17 protein-coding genes are annotated in these 16,466 nt (G+C 32.5%); 12 read left to right on the top strand and 5 right to left on the bottom strand.

What is annotated here, in order from left to right; translation table 11 throughout:
• Together COZ07_RS08475 and nadA are read right to left on the bottom strand one after the other, a co-directional pair.
• Positions 1 to 471, bottom strand: a 471-nt coding sequence (locus tag COZ07_RS08475) for an FAD-binding protein (protein WP_406608132.1), incomplete at its 3' end; no start/stop codon positions are given.
• Between the two features lie 23 nt (positions 472 to 494).
• Entirely contained in the window at positions 495 to 1,457 is a 963-nt protein-coding gene (gene nadA / locus COZ07_RS08470) for a quinolinate synthase (RefSeq protein ID WP_406608131.1), read from the bottom strand.
• A gap of 445 nt (positions 1,458 to 1,902) precedes the next feature.
• Here nadA and COZ07_RS08465 point away from each other — a divergent pair, with 445 nt between their 5' ends.
• The 5 genes from COZ07_RS08465 (at position 1,903) to COZ07_RS08445 (ending at position 5,311) form a co-directional block, all read left to right on the top strand.
• Complete coding sequence (locus COZ07_RS08465) at positions 1,903 to 2,112, top strand: hypothetical protein (protein WP_406608130.1); 210 nt, start codon at positions 1,903 to 1,905, stop codon at positions 2,110 to 2,112.
• 240 nt (positions 2,113 to 2,352) lie between these two features.
• Positions 2,353 to 2,664, top strand: coding sequence for a ferritin family protein (locus tag COZ07_RS08460; protein WP_406608129.1), 312 nt, complete (start codon positions 2,353 to 2,355; stop codon positions 2,662 to 2,664).
• A gap of 214 nt (positions 2,665 to 2,878) precedes the next feature.
• Entirely contained in the window at positions 2,879 to 3,415 is a 537-nt protein-coding gene (locus tag COZ07_RS08455; protein ID WP_406608128.1) for a hypothetical protein, read from the top strand.
• Between the two features lie 696 nt (positions 3,416 to 4,111).
• The gene (locus tag COZ07_RS08450) at positions 4,112 to 4,849 is read left to right on the top strand and encodes a winged helix-turn-helix domain-containing protein (RefSeq protein WP_406608127.1); all 738 of its coding nucleotides are present in this window, start codon (positions 4,112 to 4,114) and stop codon (positions 4,847 to 4,849) included.
• Positions 4,850 to 5,176: 327 nt separating this feature from the next.
• Positions 5,177 to 5,311: a hypothetical protein gene (locus COZ07_RS08445; RefSeq protein ID WP_406608126.1), complete on the top strand. Its 135-nt coding sequence runs from the start codon at positions 5,177 to 5,179 to the stop codon at positions 5,309 to 5,311.
• A 137-nt stretch (positions 5,312 to 5,448) separates the two neighbouring features.
• On the opposite strand, the gene COZ07_RS08440 is transcribed toward COZ07_RS08445, so the two are convergent.
• The 3 genes from COZ07_RS08440 to COZ07_RS08430 form a co-directional block, all read right to left on the bottom strand.
• Positions 5,449 to 5,664 (bottom strand): type II toxin-antitoxin system HicA family toxin, encoded by a 216-nt coding sequence (locus tag COZ07_RS08440; protein ID WP_406608125.1) that lies wholly within the window; start codon positions 5,662 to 5,664, stop codon positions 5,449 to 5,451.
• Positions 5,657 to 5,899, bottom strand: coding sequence for a type II toxin-antitoxin system HicB family antitoxin (locus COZ07_RS08435; RefSeq protein WP_406608124.1), 243 nt, complete (start codon positions 5,897 to 5,899; stop codon positions 5,657 to 5,659). The genes COZ07_RS08440 and COZ07_RS08435 overlap by 8 nt, the downstream gene beginning before the upstream one ends.
• Before the next feature lie 621 nt (positions 5,900 to 6,520).
• Positions 6,521 to 7,351, bottom strand: coding sequence for a hypothetical protein (locus COZ07_RS08430; protein WP_406608123.1), 831 nt, complete (start codon positions 7,349 to 7,351; stop codon positions 6,521 to 6,523).
• Between the two features lie 623 nt (positions 7,352 to 7,974).
• On the opposite strand from COZ07_RS08430, the gene COZ07_RS08425 reads away from it, so the two are divergent.
• The 7 genes from COZ07_RS08425 (at position 7,975) to guaB (ending at position 16,246) form a co-directional block, all read left to right on the top strand.
• A complete protein-coding gene (locus tag COZ07_RS08425) occupies positions 7,975 to 8,619 on the top strand; it encodes an adenine methyltransferase (RefSeq protein ID WP_406608122.1) in 645 nt (214 codons plus the stop codon).
• A complete protein-coding gene (locus COZ07_RS08420; protein ID WP_406608121.1) occupies positions 8,549 to 10,912 on the top strand; it encodes a type ISP restriction/modification enzyme in 2,364 nt (787 codons plus the stop codon). Before COZ07_RS08425 ends, COZ07_RS08420 begins: the two co-directional genes overlap by 71 nt.
• A 146-nt stretch (positions 10,913 to 11,058) precedes the next feature.
• Positions 11,059 to 11,643, top strand: coding sequence for a hypothetical protein (locus tag COZ07_RS08415; RefSeq protein ID WP_406608120.1), 585 nt, complete (start codon positions 11,059 to 11,061; stop codon positions 11,641 to 11,643).
• 194 nt (positions 11,644 to 11,837) lie between these two features.
• Complete coding sequence (locus tag COZ07_RS08410) at positions 11,838 to 13,169, top strand: hypothetical protein (protein WP_406608119.1); 1,332 nt, start codon at positions 11,838 to 11,840, stop codon at positions 13,167 to 13,169.
• A 588-nt stretch (positions 13,170 to 13,757) separates the two neighbouring features.
• Positions 13,758 to 14,189 (top strand): hypothetical protein, encoded by a 432-nt coding sequence (locus COZ07_RS08405; RefSeq protein ID WP_406608118.1) that lies wholly within the window; start codon positions 13,758 to 13,760, stop codon positions 14,187 to 14,189.
• 50 nt (positions 14,190 to 14,239) lie between these two features.
• Positions 14,240 to 14,464 carry a hypothetical protein gene (locus COZ07_RS08400; protein ID WP_406608117.1) on the top strand — a complete coding sequence of 75 codons (225 nt, stop codon included), beginning with the start codon at positions 14,240 to 14,242 and terminating at the stop codon, positions 14,462 to 14,464.
• A gap of 309 nt (positions 14,465 to 14,773) precedes the next feature.
• Entirely contained in the window at positions 14,774 to 16,246 is a 1,473-nt protein-coding gene (guaB, locus tag COZ07_RS08395) for an IMP dehydrogenase (RefSeq protein WP_406608116.1), read from the top strand.
• Positions 16,247 to 16,466: the final 220 nt, after the last annotated feature.

Here is a 16,466-nt window from a genome sequence, read left to right as displayed (position 1 = left end):
TTCTTTAATTACTTTTTTAGAGAGGGATCTTTCTATTTCAGCACCGGTGGCATCGCCCTGGGCGTGTAAGATTCGGGGTCTTTGATGAGCTGCCTCTAAAGTAGTATCGTATTTGCCCTTGATTTTATCAAATTTAGTACCCCATTCTATTAGTTCCTCCACACATTTTGGACCTTCAGTCACTAATACTTTTACGGCTTTTAAGTCACAAAAATTCGCTCCGGCTTTTAGAGTGTCTTCCAGATGTAAACGAGGGGAATCTTCGTCACCTAAAGCTACAGCTATACCTCCTTGAGCATATTCCGTATTGCTTTCTTTTATTTTGCTTTTAGTTAAAAGGATGATTTCTCCTTGAGGGGAAAGTTTAAGGGAAGTATATAGACCAGCGATTCCAGTACCTACTATTAAAAAATCAGTATAAATTTTTTTAAGTTTGCCAAGATCAAAATTAATTAAATAATGTGGTAACATTTATTCTAATCCTTTCCAAAAGTTTAGATAGTTTCTAACATTCTACTTAGTGCTTTTAGAGATTTTTTTCTTATATCCTCTGGCACTGTAATTTGGGGTTCTAAAATTTGCAGGGAGCGGAGAACTTTTTCCAAATCGATAAGTTTCATGTCTCTACAGATCATCTTTTCAGAAGCAGGGAAAAATTCTTTATCTGGATTACTCTTTTTTAAGGGATGAAATATTCCTGTCTCTGTACCAATGATATATTTTTTTGCTGAATTATTACTGACAAAATTAATAATCCCCTTGGTACTACCAATATAATCAGCCAGATTGCAGACTTCAGGGCGACATTCGGGATGGACCAATAGTAAAGCTTGGGGATGAAGTTTTTTAGCCTTGATTACATCTTCTTTAGTTAAGAGATTATGGATAGGGCAAAAACCTGGCCAGGGAATAATCTTTCTTTTTGTTCTTTGAGCAATAAAATTAGCTAAATTTTTATCAGGAATAAATAGAATATCCTTTTTACCTGTCTGCGTGCGGTCACGCACAGGCAGGTTTGAAATTGCCTGAACCACTTGAACCGCATTGGCAGATGTACAGCAGTAATCGCTTAAAGCTTTTACAGCAGCAAAGGAATTTACATAAGAAATTATTACTGCTTTAGGTGATTCTTTTAATTTTTCTTTTACTTTTTCTGGAGGAGCCATATCAGCTAAGGGGCATCCAGCCTTAATTTCTGGAAGGAGGATAATTTTTTCTGGAGAAAGAATAGCCGCTGTTTCTGCCATAAAGTAAACTCCACAAAATACTATAACTTCTGCATCAGTCTGGGCAGCTTGCTGACTGAGGAAGAGGGAATCACCTATGAAATCAGCAATATCTTGAATTTCAGCTGGTTGATAAACATGGGCTAAGATTACCGCTTTTCTCTTTTTCTTCCAAGCTAATATTTCTTCAACCAAATTCTTTTTGGAAAATTTATTAGTGGTAGAATCCATTTTTTTTTACTCTCCATTAAATACAATATAGATTTTTAATAAATTATTTTATGATTTTTTATTTTAATATATTTATGGTTATTTCCCCATCATTTTGTTTACTTTTTGGGTTACAATCATTTATATTATAGCATAAAAAAATTTTAGATATAAAATCTTTCTTATTCTATTATATTTTATGAAAAAGTAAAGAGGGTTAAAGTTTTTTGTAAAAAATTATTTAGATATAAATAGAGTAGTAGTTAGTGTAAACTTTAGTAAGGTGACATTTTTGAGGGGTAAAATACTTATTTTTAAAAATTTTGTGTTTAGTGGAAATGTATCTTTCCCCTTCCATTCAAAAACCAGAAACTTTTTCTTTTAAAAAGAAGGATTTTTAAAACCTATTGTCGTATTAACATAAAGGTGTAGAAAAATTGAAAAAGACTAATTCTTTTGACCGCTAGTGGCGATTCAATACTGTACCATACTTATGGGGCAAAGATTGAGAGATAGAGAATGTGAGTTTGCTCTTAATTCTAAGTATGGTACAATCAAATCAAAGAAACCTTTGCTGAGTGTAGGACGGTGTTGCCATTGGGTAGCTGAGCATTATCCATTTGAACATATTAAAGGGTGTCCGGTAAAGGCAGAGGCCATCTATGCAAGTTCTTGAATAAAATATGATTATAAAATCCTTGCTGGTATATTATCTATTTTCGATTGGCTTTTTCCCAGACATCTAACTGTGAAAATACCTGGTCTTATAGGAGATGATTAGTTTTATTAAAATAGATTTCGAAAGATTGAAATTTCATTTGCCAGACAGAACTCTGTAGAACTTTTCTGTTGCGAGCAACCTAGGGGAAAATAAAAGGTTAAAGGAAGGATAAAATTTCAATAAAAGGAGGTAACCATGCCTGAATTTGGAAATCCGTTTTCTGGTCTTAAGAAAGACCGTAAGCTCACGAATGAAGAGTTAATTCGTGCAATAAGGTTTATGATTGCAGCAGAATATGAAGCCATTCAGCTTTATATGCAACTTGCCGAATCAACTGATAATCAATTAGCACAAGATGTGTTGAAGGACATCGCAGATGAAGAGCGTGTTCATGCCGGAGAATTTATTAGACTTTTGAAAGAACTTGCACCAGATGAAGAAAAATTCTACAGAGAAGGCGCTAAAGAGGTAGAAGAAGAAATTAACAAAAAAAGTAAAGGAAATTAAAAATGAAACGCGTATTTAATTGGCAGGTTTTATTAGGTCTGTCCCTAATAGCTCTATCCACATTGGTTTATTTTATTCACTATCTTATTTTTAGAGACGCACATCATATTTTCTTATATCTTATTGGAGATATCGCTTTTGTTTTCCTTGAAGTTTTGTTAGTGACTTTAGTTTTGCACCAGTTACTGCAATATAAAGAAAAGAAAAGAAAGTTATGTTGAACAAATTAAATATGGTAATAGGAGCGTTTTTTAGTGAGGTTGGAGGAGAATTGCTCAAGATTTTTTCTGATTTTGATACAAAGTCTTTTGAAATTACTCAGAAACTGGTTATAATAAATGAGTCTTTTGAAAAAGATTTTTTGAAAATTTGTAAAAATGTCAAAAATTACAACTACAACATTGACAGCAAGAGAGGTGATTTAGAGAATATTAAAAATTTCTTGAAGGAGAAGAGACAGTTTTTGCTGAATCTTTTGGAAAACCCCAACCTATTAGAACATGAGTCATTCACAAATTTACTTTGGGCAGTATTTCATTTAACAGAGGAGCTTATTCACAGAAGAAGCCTGAACGGATTACCAGAAACTGATTATCAACACCTTGCAGGAGATATAAAGAGGGCATATCCTCTTTTAATTGTAGAGTGGTTGTACTATATGAAGCATTTAAAAGCTAATTATCCATATCTTTTTTCTCTTGCAGTTAGAACAAATCCTTTTGATATAGATGCATCGGTAGAGGTTAGATAAATAGTTGCGTATGCTAAGCAAAGCAAGCCTACCGTAGAGAAAGCAGGGGAAGCAATCTCAATACATCTTTCTGTCATTACACGGAATGAAGGCATGATACAATTATTATCGAATAATATAAAAAGAGATAGTTGTTAATGCTCAATAATTCGCTAACTTTTTCTTACTTTTCATAAAGGGTGGAAATGGTAAAGTAAAATACACCCCAAAGTGATTTAACCATAAATCTCTTTGGTTTTTACTAAAGTGTTTTTATTGCTTAAAGTTTTTTATAAAAAAAGAAGGATTTTGTAAATCTTTTGTCGTATTAATATTAAGATATAGAAAAATTAGAAAAAACTAATTCTTTTAGCCGCTGGCGGAGATTCGATAAGGTAAATATATATTCTTAAAATGTGACAAAGAACTATCCCCTTGACAAACAATATTTAGAGGAGATTGATAAATGAAAAGCAATATTTTTATCACCGAAGAAGGTACTTCGTATTAGCCAAATAGTATCTCGCTTGAACCAGACATAGATAATTGTCAAGTTATTGCTTTTGCTAAAGGAAAAGATGAAGATGAGGCATTTATAAACTTAAAAAAAGAGAAGGATTATTTATTCGATACAAATTTTGATGAAATAATTTGTATCGAAGTTAAAAATGAGGATTATTATCATAATGCCAAATATTTTCATTTGGGTGAATACAAATGAAACAATACGAAGCAGTAATAAAAGTAATGGAAGAAAAAGGTGGCTATGCTACTCTTGGAGAATTATATCAAGAAGCATTAAAGGTCCTTGGTATTGAATGGAAAACTAAAACGCCTTTTGCAAGCATTCGTCGTATTGTTCAGGATAATAGATTTTTCTTTAAGATTAGACCTGGGCTCTGGGCATTGAAAGAATTTAGAGATAAATTACCTATTGAGATTTTACCAACTAGTGAAGTCTCAGAATCAAAAAAATTAGAATTTAATCATTCTTATTATCAAGGATTACTATTAGAAATAGGTAATTTAAAAAAATTTCAAACTTCATTACCTCCACAGGATAAACAAAAAAAATATTTAGGAAAAACCCTTAAAGATATTTCTACTATAAAAGATTTTTATAATTTTACTTACAAACATCTTGTAGAAAAAGCGAAGAGAATAGATGTAGTATGGTTTAACGAAAGAAAAATGCCAGATTCATTTTTTGAAATTGAACATACAACAGATATGGTACATTCACTAGTAAAATTTGTGGAGTTACAAGATTTTTATTCAAAATTTTATATCGTAGCTAATAAGTTGTATGAAAATCAATTTAATGCAAAATTATCATATAATGCTTTTTCGGTTTTGCGTAATCGAGTTCATTTTATAACTTATGAGGTAGTTTCAAATTGGCACAGTAAAACTTATGAATTAGTAACTTTAGAAGATAAACTAACCATAGGGTAGACCGAGAATTTTCTCATGCAGGTATTCCCCCTGATAATCATTCTTTAGCGTAGCCATCGAATAATCGGTGGGGTTTTGAATATTTTTTCTTCCCATCTATACTTTCTTAAATTTTTAACCTTGAAACATTTTTTACAAAAAAGAAGGATATTTTAAATCTTTTGTCGTATTAGTATTAAAATGTAGAAAAATTAAAAAAGAATAATTCTTTTGGCCGCTGGTGGCGATCCAATAAGGTAAATATATATTCTTGAACTGTGCCAAACAACCGTCCCCTGACACATTATTATCTCAGAAGATATTCCTATTTTGAATCGTCCCAGATCGATGGGAAGAGATTTTTATGATGTAATTTTTCTTTTTTCTAAAACAAATCCAAGTTATCATTTTTTAGGAGAGAAGATGAAATTGAAAGAAGAAACCGATATAGAAGAGATTAAAAAAGCTGCTGTTAAAGTATGAGAAAATAAATTTTAAAAAATTAGTTGAAGAAGTAAAACCTTTTTTGTTTTACTCAGATGATGCTGAAAAAATAATGTTATTTCCTGATTTCATTAAAGCAAAAATGAAGTGAAATAAAAGGGTTTGGGTTTCAACATTTATTTTAATTCTTCTTTGCTAATACCTGCTTGTTTTAAAATTTCCATTAAAGTGCCTTTTGGCAAATCTTTCTTATGGTAAGGGATAATAACTCTTCTTTTACTTTCAGAATGGTAATATATTCGATGGCTCCCCTTGGTCCTATCTAATACAAAACCATTACTTTCCAGGATCTTTATCACTTTCTGGGAGGTTAGAGGCGGTAGTTTAGGCACTTATTCCCACCGTAAGAGTATATTCTAAAGTGCCTTCATCATTAGGGATTTCGTCGTGATGAGATTTTAAACTTTCTAAATATAATTCGATAGCCTCCTTTACCCTTTCTGTTGCTTCTTCTATAGATTCGCCATAGGTAACACACCCGGGGAGAGAAGGGACAGTTACTGTATATCCACCTTCCGGTTCTTTCCTGAGTAAAATTCTATAACTTAACATTTGTGAAATAGACATTTCAAACCTCCAAATTTCTTCAGGTTTTTTTGGTTCACGTAGGTTTCTGCTCTGATTATAATTAAAGTTAAGGAGATTGTCAAAATTACGAATAACGTGCCCAATGAAACTTCATACTATAAATTTTTTAGCAAATAAAAAGCTCGCTTTGCCGATAACAAAGTGAGCTTGTAAAGGAGATATAATTATGAAAAATGTTAGGGGGACGGTTATGATAGCTCAGTAACTCGGTAACTTTAAATAACTTTTCATAAAGGGAGGAAATGGAAAATTAAAATACACCCTGAAATGATTTAATCATAAATCTCTTTGGTTTTTACTAAAGAGTTTTTATTGCTTAAAGTTTTTTATAAAAAAAGAATGTCATTTCCACTTCTCTAAATGTCATTCCCACGAAACCTGTCCTCGACCTGATCGGGGAGTGGGAATCCATCCCTTTCTTTTCTGTCTAAAAACCAAAAACTTTTCTTTTAAAAAGAAGGGTTTTTTAAATCTTTTGTCGTATTAATATTAAGATGTAGAAAAATTGAAAAAGAATAATTCTTTTGACCGTTGGTGGCGATTCGATAAAGTAAATATATATTCTTGAAGTGTGAAAAGAACTGTCCCCTGATACATATATTACATTTCAAATCTCTGAACTAAATTCTGTTCGATCCATTTCAAGCTTTCTTCCATGAATAATCTGTCCTTTTCCTCTTTTTCTTTCTTTTTAAGAGCTAATTTATTTAGTTTTACTATTTTACTTTCCGATTCTATTTCTTCTGTTTCCATTATTTTTTCTTCCCCATCATTTTCTTCTCTATATGATTCAGGATCAAGATAATTGGCTTGTAAGGCAGTAATTAGCCAGCCGGCAGGATTTATTACATTCCTCTTTATCCGGAGAAGGTCTAATTTTTCCTCAATATCCTCCAAGGAATAATTTAAGATTGTTTTATAAATTGATTTTTTATCCATATTTAATTTTTCCAATTCTTCTTTTATCCTTTCTGTCTTCAGAGATTTTTTATTATCAGAAACTACTTTATTGGGATTATCCTGATTGGAATAAGGAAATTCTTCTGATATTCCAGAGATAATCTCTTCGTTTTCTTCCGGAAGTTTTTCTTTCGGGGGATAAAGAATATTTTCTTTATCTAAAAGGACTATTTGATAAAGATTATGGTCATATCCTCCGGAGGGAGATATTTGTTTTACTATTTTTTTGATTAGAGCATATTCTAATAGAGTATTGCGGTATTTAATTAAGGTCTTGGTGGTAGTGCCCATTCTTTTATTTAGAGTGTGAATGGAAGGCCAGGCAATGTCTTTTCCTTTATGACAGTAACTTAAGAGCTGAAGATAGAGCATGGCTGGACCAAGACCGATGGTACTTACCCAATGAGCCAAGAAGTAGTCCTGGATAGTTGTGTAAGTATTAGTTTTGTTAACTGGTATTTTTGTTTCCATAGTTTTTACCTTTCTTTAAATAGTTTTCGGGGAGAGAGGATAAGAAGAGAAATATTTACTCCCCTACTTAGTAAGAGCAAAAAAGGAGCAAAAAAGAAACCTGTGAATGAAAAAAGTGAAATATATTTTTCCTTCTACTTAGTAAGAGCAAAAACGAGGTGAAAATACAACCCTCTGATAAAAAATATTTTGAAAAATTTTAGAAGCAGCAACAGCAGCAGGGGAAAAATTACACCCAAATGTTGTTGCTGTTCTATTTGTTACTGTTCTTTCTTGTTGCTGTTAGTGTGGAAAAATTCCACTAGGGGGTGTGGAGAATTTCCACTAGGGTAGTGGAAATTTTCCAGTAGAGGGTAGGAGAATATTTACCTCATCATACGGAGATTGATAAAGAATTAGAGGAAAATAATTTTATTTTAAAAAGAAGGATTTTTTATATCTTTTGTCGTATTAGTATTAAGATGTAGAAAAATTAGAAAAGACTAATTATTTTGATCGCTGGTGGCGATTAAATAAGGCAAATATATATTTTAGAAGTAGGTCTTTCAAATATATTGACCAGACCCCAAGAAATTATTGACCCGAGAATTTGTTTAAAAATCCTGTTAAAAAGGATATAAACTTTGTTAAAACAATTATTAGAACAATACCTTAAGAATCTTATCAATACCTTTCAACGCGGTGATGCCCGTGAAGAAAGCTATTATGCTAACCTGGATGAATTAATCAAAAAAACAGCCGTTTTTCTGAAAGTAAAAAATATCGATATTACCATACTTCCCAAAAAAACGGAAGCCGGGAATCCTGATTTTCGCATTTGGGATGGGAAAAACCATATTACCGGTTATATTGAAGCTAAAGATCCTTCTACTGCTAATTTGGATTACATTGAAGGAACTGAACAGTTGAAACGTTATTGTTCTACTTTCCCCAATGTTATCCTTACTAATTTTTATGAATTTCGACTATATCGGGAAGGTCAGCGGATCGCTCAAGTAATGATTGGAAGGTCTTTCATTGCCAAACAATTACATACCCCGCCACCGGTCGAAAATTGTGATCAGTTTAAAGATTTATTCGAGACTTTCTTTTCCTTTTCTCTTCCCAAAGTGAAATCAGCCCGTTCTTTGGCTATTGAATTGGCCAAACGTACCCGTTTTTTATGTGATGAAGTAATTGCTGTGGAAATAGAAGAAGATGGGACCAAGCGATGTCTTCCGGTTTATTTCTCTGGAAGAGCCGCCCAAGTCCCTGCAAATTATCGTTGAAGATATTGCCGAACTATTACATGTCACCGATGTTAAAAAGATACTGCATGAATATTACAGTGCCGGCAAAGGTAAAGATCCGATTATCCACTTTTACGAAACATTTTTATCTACCTACGATCCCGAAATCAGAGAACGGCGTGGTGTCTACTATACACCGGAAGCGGTAGTGGGTTATATCGTCCGTTCCATTCATTCTATTCTAAAAACCCATTTCGGTTTATCCGATGGCCTGGCCAGTTACGAAGTTAAACTACTTGATCCGGCAGGTGGGACGCTGACTTTCCCTGCAGCAGCAATTCACCTGGCAGCAAAAGAATATATCACAAAATACGGTGAAGGTGGTTTACATCACTGGATCAAAAACCACATTCTGCAAGACTTTTATGCCTTTGAATTGATGATGGCCCCTTATGCGATTGGCCATTTAAAAATAGGGTTTATTCTGGATGAACTTAGTTATAATCTTGCCGATGATGAACGTTTTAAACTTTATTTGACCAATACACTGGAGATGGAAGAGATTAAACAAATTTCCATTCCCGGGGTGAGTTCATTAAGCGAAGAAAGCCACCTGGCCGGCGAAGTGAAAAAAGAACAGCCGATTCTGGTGATCCTCGGTAATCCACCCTACAGCGGGATTTCTTCCAATGTGAACGAGTGGACGGAAAAATTATTAAAGGAAGATATCGATGGCTGCCAGAGTTATTACAAAGTAGACGGCGAGCCGCTAGGAGAGAAAAATCCCAAATGGCTTCAAGATGATTATGTTAAATTTTTACGGTTTGCCCAATGGAAGATTCAGAAGTCCGGTTTCGGTATTGTGGGCATGATCACCAATCATGGCTATCTGGATAATCCCACCTTTCGCGGGATGCGCCAGAGTTTAATGAAAACTTTTGATGAGATTTATATTCTCGATTTACACGGCAATAGTTTAAAAAGAGAAACCACACCTGATGGCGGTAAAGACGAAAATGTCTTTGATATTAGGCAGGGTGTTGCCATTGCTTTATTTATAAAAAATAAAAAACAAAAAGAATCATTTGTCTATCATGCCGATTTATATGGTCTGCGACAGGAAAAATATGATTGGCTGGATAAAAATGAATTCTTAAAAGAAAACTATTTACCAGTAAAACCTCAAGCCCCTTATTATTTCCTTGGAAAGCATGATACGGAAACAATTAAAAAATATCTTGATTGGAAAAAAGTAAATGAAATTTTTCCGATAAACAGTGTCGGTATTGTAACTTCAAGAGATAAGTTTGTTATCGATTTTAAGAAAAATGAACTTAGAAACAGGATACTTCAATTTAAAAATCTTTCCCAACCTGATGATATAATTGCACAAGCATATAACTTAAAAGATAAGTCAAACTGGAAAATTCAATATTCCCGAAAAATAGTAAAAGATTTAGATAATTATGAAAATTATATCAAAGAAATTTTATACCGTCCCTTTGATAATAGATATATATTTTATCACCAATCATTGATTGAAAGAATGCGTCTTGATATTATGCGGCATATGCTGGAAGAAAATATTGGGCTTACCATCGGTAGGGCGGGTCAGGTTGTAGGCTCAGAACATTTGTGGAATTTGGTTTTCATTTCCAATAATATAATTGATCTTAATTTGTATTATCGTGGGGGAGAATTGCTCTTCCCTTTATATTTATATCCAGACAAAAATAAAAAAGACCTTTTTAATCAGCATCAAATCGAAAAACAACCCAATATCCCACAAGCCTTTTTTGACACATTATCAGCAGTTTACGGAAAAAAACCAACGCCGGAAGATATTCTTTATTACATCTACGGCGTATTTTACAGCAATATCTACCGCGAAACCTACGCAGAGTTTCTTAAAATTGATTTTCCGCGTGTACCGTTTACATCGGATTATGATCTATTCATAGAAATGGGAAAATTGGGCAAAGAATTAGCTGCTCTGCATTTACTCAAAAGCTCGGAGCTTGATTCGCCCATTGCTAAGTATCAGGGGTCTGGAAATAATGACCGTATTGAAAAAGTAATCTACAAAGAAGATGAGGAGCGCATCTATATCAATAAAGAAAAATATTTTGAAGGTGTTACACCGGAGGTCTGGAATTATTATATTGGCGGTTATCAGATTTTACGCAAATACCTGAAAGACAGAAAAGACAAAATGATGGAAGACGCACCACGATATTGTCGTATTGCTACAGCATTGTATAAAACTATTGAAATTCAAAAACGAATCGATCATATTTACCCTGAAATAGAAAAAAATCTTGTTAGATTTTAAAAGATAAAGAAATTCAGGGGCAAATCTTTTCCGCTGATAATTTAAAGGAATTGGGGTCTCTCCACAACTTCACATTTTCTGTTTTCGTTTTACATCCAGTTATTTTCCTTAGAAACATTTTTGAAAATTATAGAGGATATTTAAAAATGAAAAAATTGATTACGGAAATAATTAATAAGATTAGCAAAGATACATACTTTGATATGAGTTTAGAAAAAGGTATTTTTTTAATTATTGAATCAGTGGTGATTACAGCTGTATTTGGTATTGGTATTTTTCTTTTTTTAGGCATAATTAGTTTAATAATATCTTTTATTTTGGCATTAGCTGGAATTGTAAATATTATAGATGAAATGCTCCAAATTTCTTCTATAATATCAATTGTTGGTGGATTAGTATGTTGTGTGTTACATGGGGCAACAAAGGGTGTAAGAGCTTTTAAAGAATACTTTAAAAAACCTTTTTATAAAATCCAAGATAGAATTCAGGAAAACGAAGAAATGTTGAGAGCCTTATCTGATGATATAAAAGATCATATTCTTGAAGAAGAGAAAGAACACGCAAAAATATTGAGAGACTTACCTGATGATAGAAAGTATGATGATGATGTATACGAAGAGCATGACAAAATCGAATACTTAAAGCACGTCAAAAATGAAATAGTGTCTATTTATAAGTATTTTAAAGGGGTAGAAAATATCACTCGCAAGATATCAGATATACTAGAATAAATTGAGAAATAAAAAGAATAAGAAAATGAATGGTAAAAAGATGTAGCCTTCGATAATTGTGTAACTTTTTCTTATTTTTCAGAGGAATTAGAACCAGGCTTCACAACTTCACAAAATGTAAAGCGAAAACAGAAAATGTGAACTTGTGAAGCCTTTCCCCAAAAATATTTCTAAATGTGGAGGTCAAAAATTTTATGCATCCAGAAGGTATAAATAATTTTAATAAACAGGCTGAAAGTTTAGTGGACTTAGTTAAGAGCCAACAAATACAAAAACATAGCAAGACAGATTCTCAAAAAGGATATTTTACATCCCATACCATAGCCGAAAAAGATATCATCGGTGAAATAAGCATAAATCTCACTAATGCATTTAGAGATGATCTAGGATACCTTTTCCAAGTTGAACAAAGGGATTATGGAATTACAGGTTCTGATTATGAAGAACTTAAAAAATGTGCAGAAAGAATACAGAAAGATAAAACTTTTAATACGACATCGAGTATAAATTTTGTAATTGATAACCTTAAAAAGTGGATTCGTAATAGATATGAAAACAAGGAAGAAAAAGATTTTATCTCTTTCCTTAAATCTAATTTAGATAGTTCTATAAAGAAATATCAAGTTTGGGTTCCTATTCCCTTTACTTCAATAGAAAATGATTTTTCTATAGGAAATGTTAAGATACGTACAATATCTAAAAGTATAATTGATTTATGGATTAGAATTGATTCTAATAAAATTGACATAGATACTTTACCAAAAATAGAAAAATTTAAAGCTAAAATACAGATGGAATATCAGGGATATGCTGCTGCTGTCTACGAATGTAAAGCGGAACCTATAAGAGCTCAAGAAATAGCCATCGATTATATTTCAGATGCACTCTCTATGTTGCGTTTATTTTCTCCCAGTAATTTTTCTACGAGATTAGTGAGTGGTATGTACGAATACGGTAAGAGCTTAATTGAAACTAAAAATTTATTTCTATTTGATTCTGTTAATTTAGGATTTTCCCAAACAAGTAAGTTATTAGATCATGGAATGTATTGGACCATACCATCATATATAATTTGTAATCCTGTAATGTCTGGATTTAACAAAATATTACTAATTAAAGGTAAAAATGAGTTTCAGAAGAAAGTATATGAAGCTTTAAAAATTTACTCGAAGCATACTTTAAGACGTAATCCTTTTGATAAGCTTCTATATATACTTATCGCCTTAGAAAGCATTCTATTACGAAATGAAACAGAACCAGTACAACAGAATTTAGCAGAGAGAATTGCATTTGCGATTGAAAAAACAAATAAGGAAAGAAAAAAAATTGTAAAAACAATAAAAAAAATTTATTCAATTAGGTCAAAATTTGTCCATCATGGTGATCAAATAATAGAGGAGAGCGAAGAATTAGATAAATTTTTAAATATAACTTGGCGTATGTTCGTATTATTAACGCAAAATATCAATAGTTTTAAAACAAAAGATGAATTTATCACCGCGTTAGAAGATCTTAAATACTCTTGACACCCATAAAAAAGGATTACAAACGAAGGCACTTAAAATATCTGCCGAGTTAAAAGTACATTTATAATTTACCATTTCCATTTTTAACCTACTTTACTCTTGAGATTAAATGTAAGTTTGATATCTCTAGAGCAGGGAAGGCTGTAGAAGAAATAGCTAAATAGATTTAAGATTGCCAAAATACTCTTCCATTGAGAAGATATTTTCTCAAATGAATTCCTATATTAATTAAATAAAATACTAAGAACAGTGTCGTAGGGGGCAGGTGTTCATGTTCAATAATTCAGTAACTTTTTCTAACTTTTCATAAAGCTCTGGTAAGTCCAGGTTTTCAATGTCTTCTCAAATGATGAGAATATGGTAGTAGACAACCCTTTATTACGCTTTATCATATTTTAAGAAATTACAGTATGTCAAACATGAAGATTCACTCCCTCTATATACTCTGCATAATCTAGAAATCTCATCGTATACCACGACCAAAAACACACAATTTCCATTGTACAACCTTATAAAGAAATAGTATAATTCTAATAATTTATTTAACGCCACTACGCAAATTAATTCAAGGGATAGGAAGAGTTGAAAATGAAAATATTAGCAGTGGATTTCGATGGAGTCATTAGCGACAGTGCCTTAAAATCTTTATTTGTAAGTCATAATGCCTATTGTCAATATTTTGGTTTGAAAGTAAAGAAAAATTTTGGCGGGAAATTGTTTACTTTTGAGAATTGGGAAGAGATTAAAAAACAATATAAAAAAGAAATGGATAATTACCGCCGCTTAAGGTCTTATATCGAATTATCGGGTGATTTTTTCGTTATTATTAAAATTATGGAAGAGCAGGTTCAGATTAAGGACCAACAGGAATTCATTGCTTATCGTAGCCAGCTTCAATTCGATTATCAATTTTTTCGAGAATTATTTTTTGAAGAAAAAGAGGAATGGCAGAAAAAGAGTTTTAGAAAGGGGAAGCCATTCATCGTGCCTTTCAACCGGAATATCTTGGTTTTAAAATAGACATTGAAGATATTTTTGATAAAAACTTTGGTAAGTATAAAGCAGAGCATATGCAGGCCATTGCTAAAAAATATGGCGTTACCTTAGAAGAGATTTATTTTATTGATGACCAGTTAAGCTACCTTATAGGTACTGACGTCCTGGGGGTTCACGTTTTTTTGGCCGGATGGGGTTATTGCACCGAAAGCCAGAAAGAGGAAGCAAAAAAGGGAAAAATCACCGTTATTGAGAAGGAAAAGGATTTTTATCCGGTGTTAAAGGAAGCTTTGAGTTAGTACAATAGGAGAAAATAGGATTAAATCTTTATTGTTGACAAAATAGTTTAATTTATTCTGGTGGTATAATTAATTGACAAGAATATTAAGGGGGGGTAATATTATAAAAATAACGTAGAGTGGATAGCGTATAGTAACTAGTGATGAGTAATTTGTAATTAGTGATAAGTTTCAGGAGGTCACAGTTTACTTGTTACATATCACATATTATATTACACAGCCTAAGTAACTAATTAATTGGTAAATTGGCGAATAAGGTTAATTGGTGAATTGTACAATTGGTAAATTGAATTATAAGAGGGGGAAATTATGGAAAAAGAAAGATTTTTAAATTTTGAAGGCTTAACCTTCGACGATATTTTGCTGGTTCCTGATAAATCAGCCATCCTTCCTCGGGAAGTAGAAATTTCTACAGTTTTTAGCAAAAATATTAAAATAAACATTCCTTTGGTTAGTGCAGCTATGGATACAGTTACTGAATCAAGATTGGCAGTTGCCATTGCCCGAGAGGGGGGAATTGGTATTATTCATAAAAATATGTCGATACAACAACAAGCAGAAGAAGTAGATAAAGTAAAGAGGTCAGAGAGCGGAGTGATTGTTGACCCAATTTCCCTTCCGCTTGAGAATAAGGTTGGAGATGCAATCGAACTTATGACTAAATATCATATTTCTGGGATTCCAATTGTAAATAAAGAAAAAAAATTAGTCGGAATATTAACCAACCGAGATATCAGGTTTTTGGAAGATAAAAATTTAAGAATAAGTAGTATAATGACCAAAGAAAATTTAATTACTGCTCCTGTTGGTACTACTCTGGAGGAAGCTAAAAGGATATTACATAAAAATAGAATTGAAAAATTACCCATAGTAAATGAAGCTTTTATTTTAAAAGGGCTTATTACCATAAAAGATATTGAAAAAGTAGAAAAATATCCTAACTCTTGTAAAGATGCAAAAGGAAGGCTTAGAGTGGGTGCTGCAGTGGGCATATCTCGAAATGTGTTGGAGAGGGTTGATGCTTTAATTAATGCAAAAGTAGATGTTATAGTAGTTGATACTGCTCACGGACATTCTAGTAGGGTTATTGAAGTTATAAAAGAGATAAAACGAACTTTTAATATAGAATTGGTGGGTGGCAATGTAGCAACTTTCGAAGGAGCAGAAAGTCTTATAAAAGCAGGGGTTGATGCTATAAAAGTTGGCATTGGACCAGGTTCTATCTGTACTACAAGAGTAGTTACCGGTGTAGGAGTGCCTCAAGTTTCAGCAATTCAAGAATGTAAAAGGGCAGCTATGAAATACCATATTCCTCTTATTGCAGATGGTGGAATTAAATACTCTGGTGATATAACTAAGGCATTAGCGGTAGGTGCTGATTCAGTAATGATTGGAAGTCTGTTTGCTGGGACAGAAGAGAGTCCAGGAGAGGTAGTGCTTTATAAAGGGAGAAGTTATAAAGAATATAGAGGAATGGGCTCAATTGAAGCAATGAAGAAGGGGAGTAAAGATAGATATTTTCAAGAAGAGGCCGAGGAAAATAAATTAGTTCCAGAAGGAATCGAAGGAAGAGTTTCTTATAGGGGTGCGCTTTCTGCCTGTATATTTCAATTGTTGGGAGGAGTGCGTTCAGGAATGGGTTATTGTGGAGTAAAAAATATTGAAGAATTACAGGAAAAAACAAAATTTATCCAGATCACCCCAGCTGGTTTAAAAGAGAGTCATCCTCACGACGTAATTATTACTAAAGAAGCTCCCAATTATGGGATAGAGCGAGATTAGAGTGGTGAAAAAATTTGGCTCAAAAAGAAATTAAACCTATCAAAATAAAACAAATACACCAGAAGGCAACAGTATTTGATAGACAATGAAAAAAAATTGTAAAGAGAGGTTAATTTATGAAATTTATCAGATTTTTGATCAATGGTAAAGAAAAAAACGGGATAGTTATAGAAGAAGACCGTATGGTTAGAGAAATAAAAGGAGATTTTTTGGATAAATA

It is taken from the genome of Candidatus Infernicultor aquiphilus, from assembly GCF_002784285.1.
Taxonomy (GTDB): domain Bacteria; phylum Atribacterota; class Phoenicimicrobiia; order Phoenicimicrobiales; family Phoenicimicrobiaceae; genus Infernicultor; species Infernicultor aquiphilus.
Note: the sequence above shows the minus strand (reverse complement) of the source record. Positions and strands in the feature narration are given on the sequence as shown.

Bases quoted from the DNA above. Each gene is read 5' to 3' on its own strand.
- nadA (WP_406608131.1), bottom strand. From the start codon at position 1,457: ATGGATTCTACCACTAATAAATTTTCCAAAAAGAATTTGGTTGAAGAA.
- COZ07_RS08460 (WP_406608129.1), top strand. From the start codon at position 2,353: ATGCCTGAATTTGGAAATCCGTTTTCTGGTCTTAAGAAAGACCGTAAG.
- COZ07_RS08455 (WP_406608128.1), top strand. From the start codon at position 2,879: ATGTTGAACAAATTAAATATGGTAATAGGAGCGTTTTTTAGTGAGGTT.
- COZ07_RS08450 (WP_406608127.1), top strand. From the start codon at position 4,112: ATGAAACAATACGAAGCAGTAATAAAAGTAATGGAAGAAAAAGGTGGC.
- COZ07_RS08445 (WP_406608126.1), top strand. From the start codon at position 5,177: ATGGGAAGAGATTTTTATGATGTAATTTTTCTTTTTTCTAAAACAAAT.
- COZ07_RS08435 (WP_406608124.1), bottom strand. From the start codon at position 5,899: ATGTCTATTTCACAAATGTTAAGTTATAGAATTTTACTCAGGAAAGAA.
- COZ07_RS08430 (WP_406608123.1), bottom strand. From the start codon at position 7,351: ATGGAAACAAAAATACCAGTTAACAAAACTAATACTTACACAACTATC.
- COZ07_RS08420 (WP_406608121.1), top strand. From the start codon at position 8,549: ATGGGACCAAGCGATGTCTTCCGGTTTATTTCTCTGGAAGAGCCGCCC.
- COZ07_RS08415 (WP_406608120.1), top strand. From the start codon at position 11,059: ATGAAAAAATTGATTACGGAAATAATTAATAAGATTAGCAAAGATACA.
- COZ07_RS08410 (WP_406608119.1), top strand. From the start codon at position 11,838: ATGCATCCAGAAGGTATAAATAATTTTAATAAACAGGCTGAAAGTTTA.
- COZ07_RS08405 (WP_406608118.1), top strand. From the start codon at position 13,758: ATGAAAATATTAGCAGTGGATTTCGATGGAGTCATTAGCGACAGTGCC.
- COZ07_RS08400 (WP_406608117.1), top strand. From the start codon at position 14,240: ATGCAGGCCATTGCTAAAAAATATGGCGTTACCTTAGAAGAGATTTAT.
- guaB (WP_406608116.1), top strand. From the start codon at position 14,774: ATGGAAAAAGAAAGATTTTTAAATTTTGAAGGCTTAACCTTCGACGAT.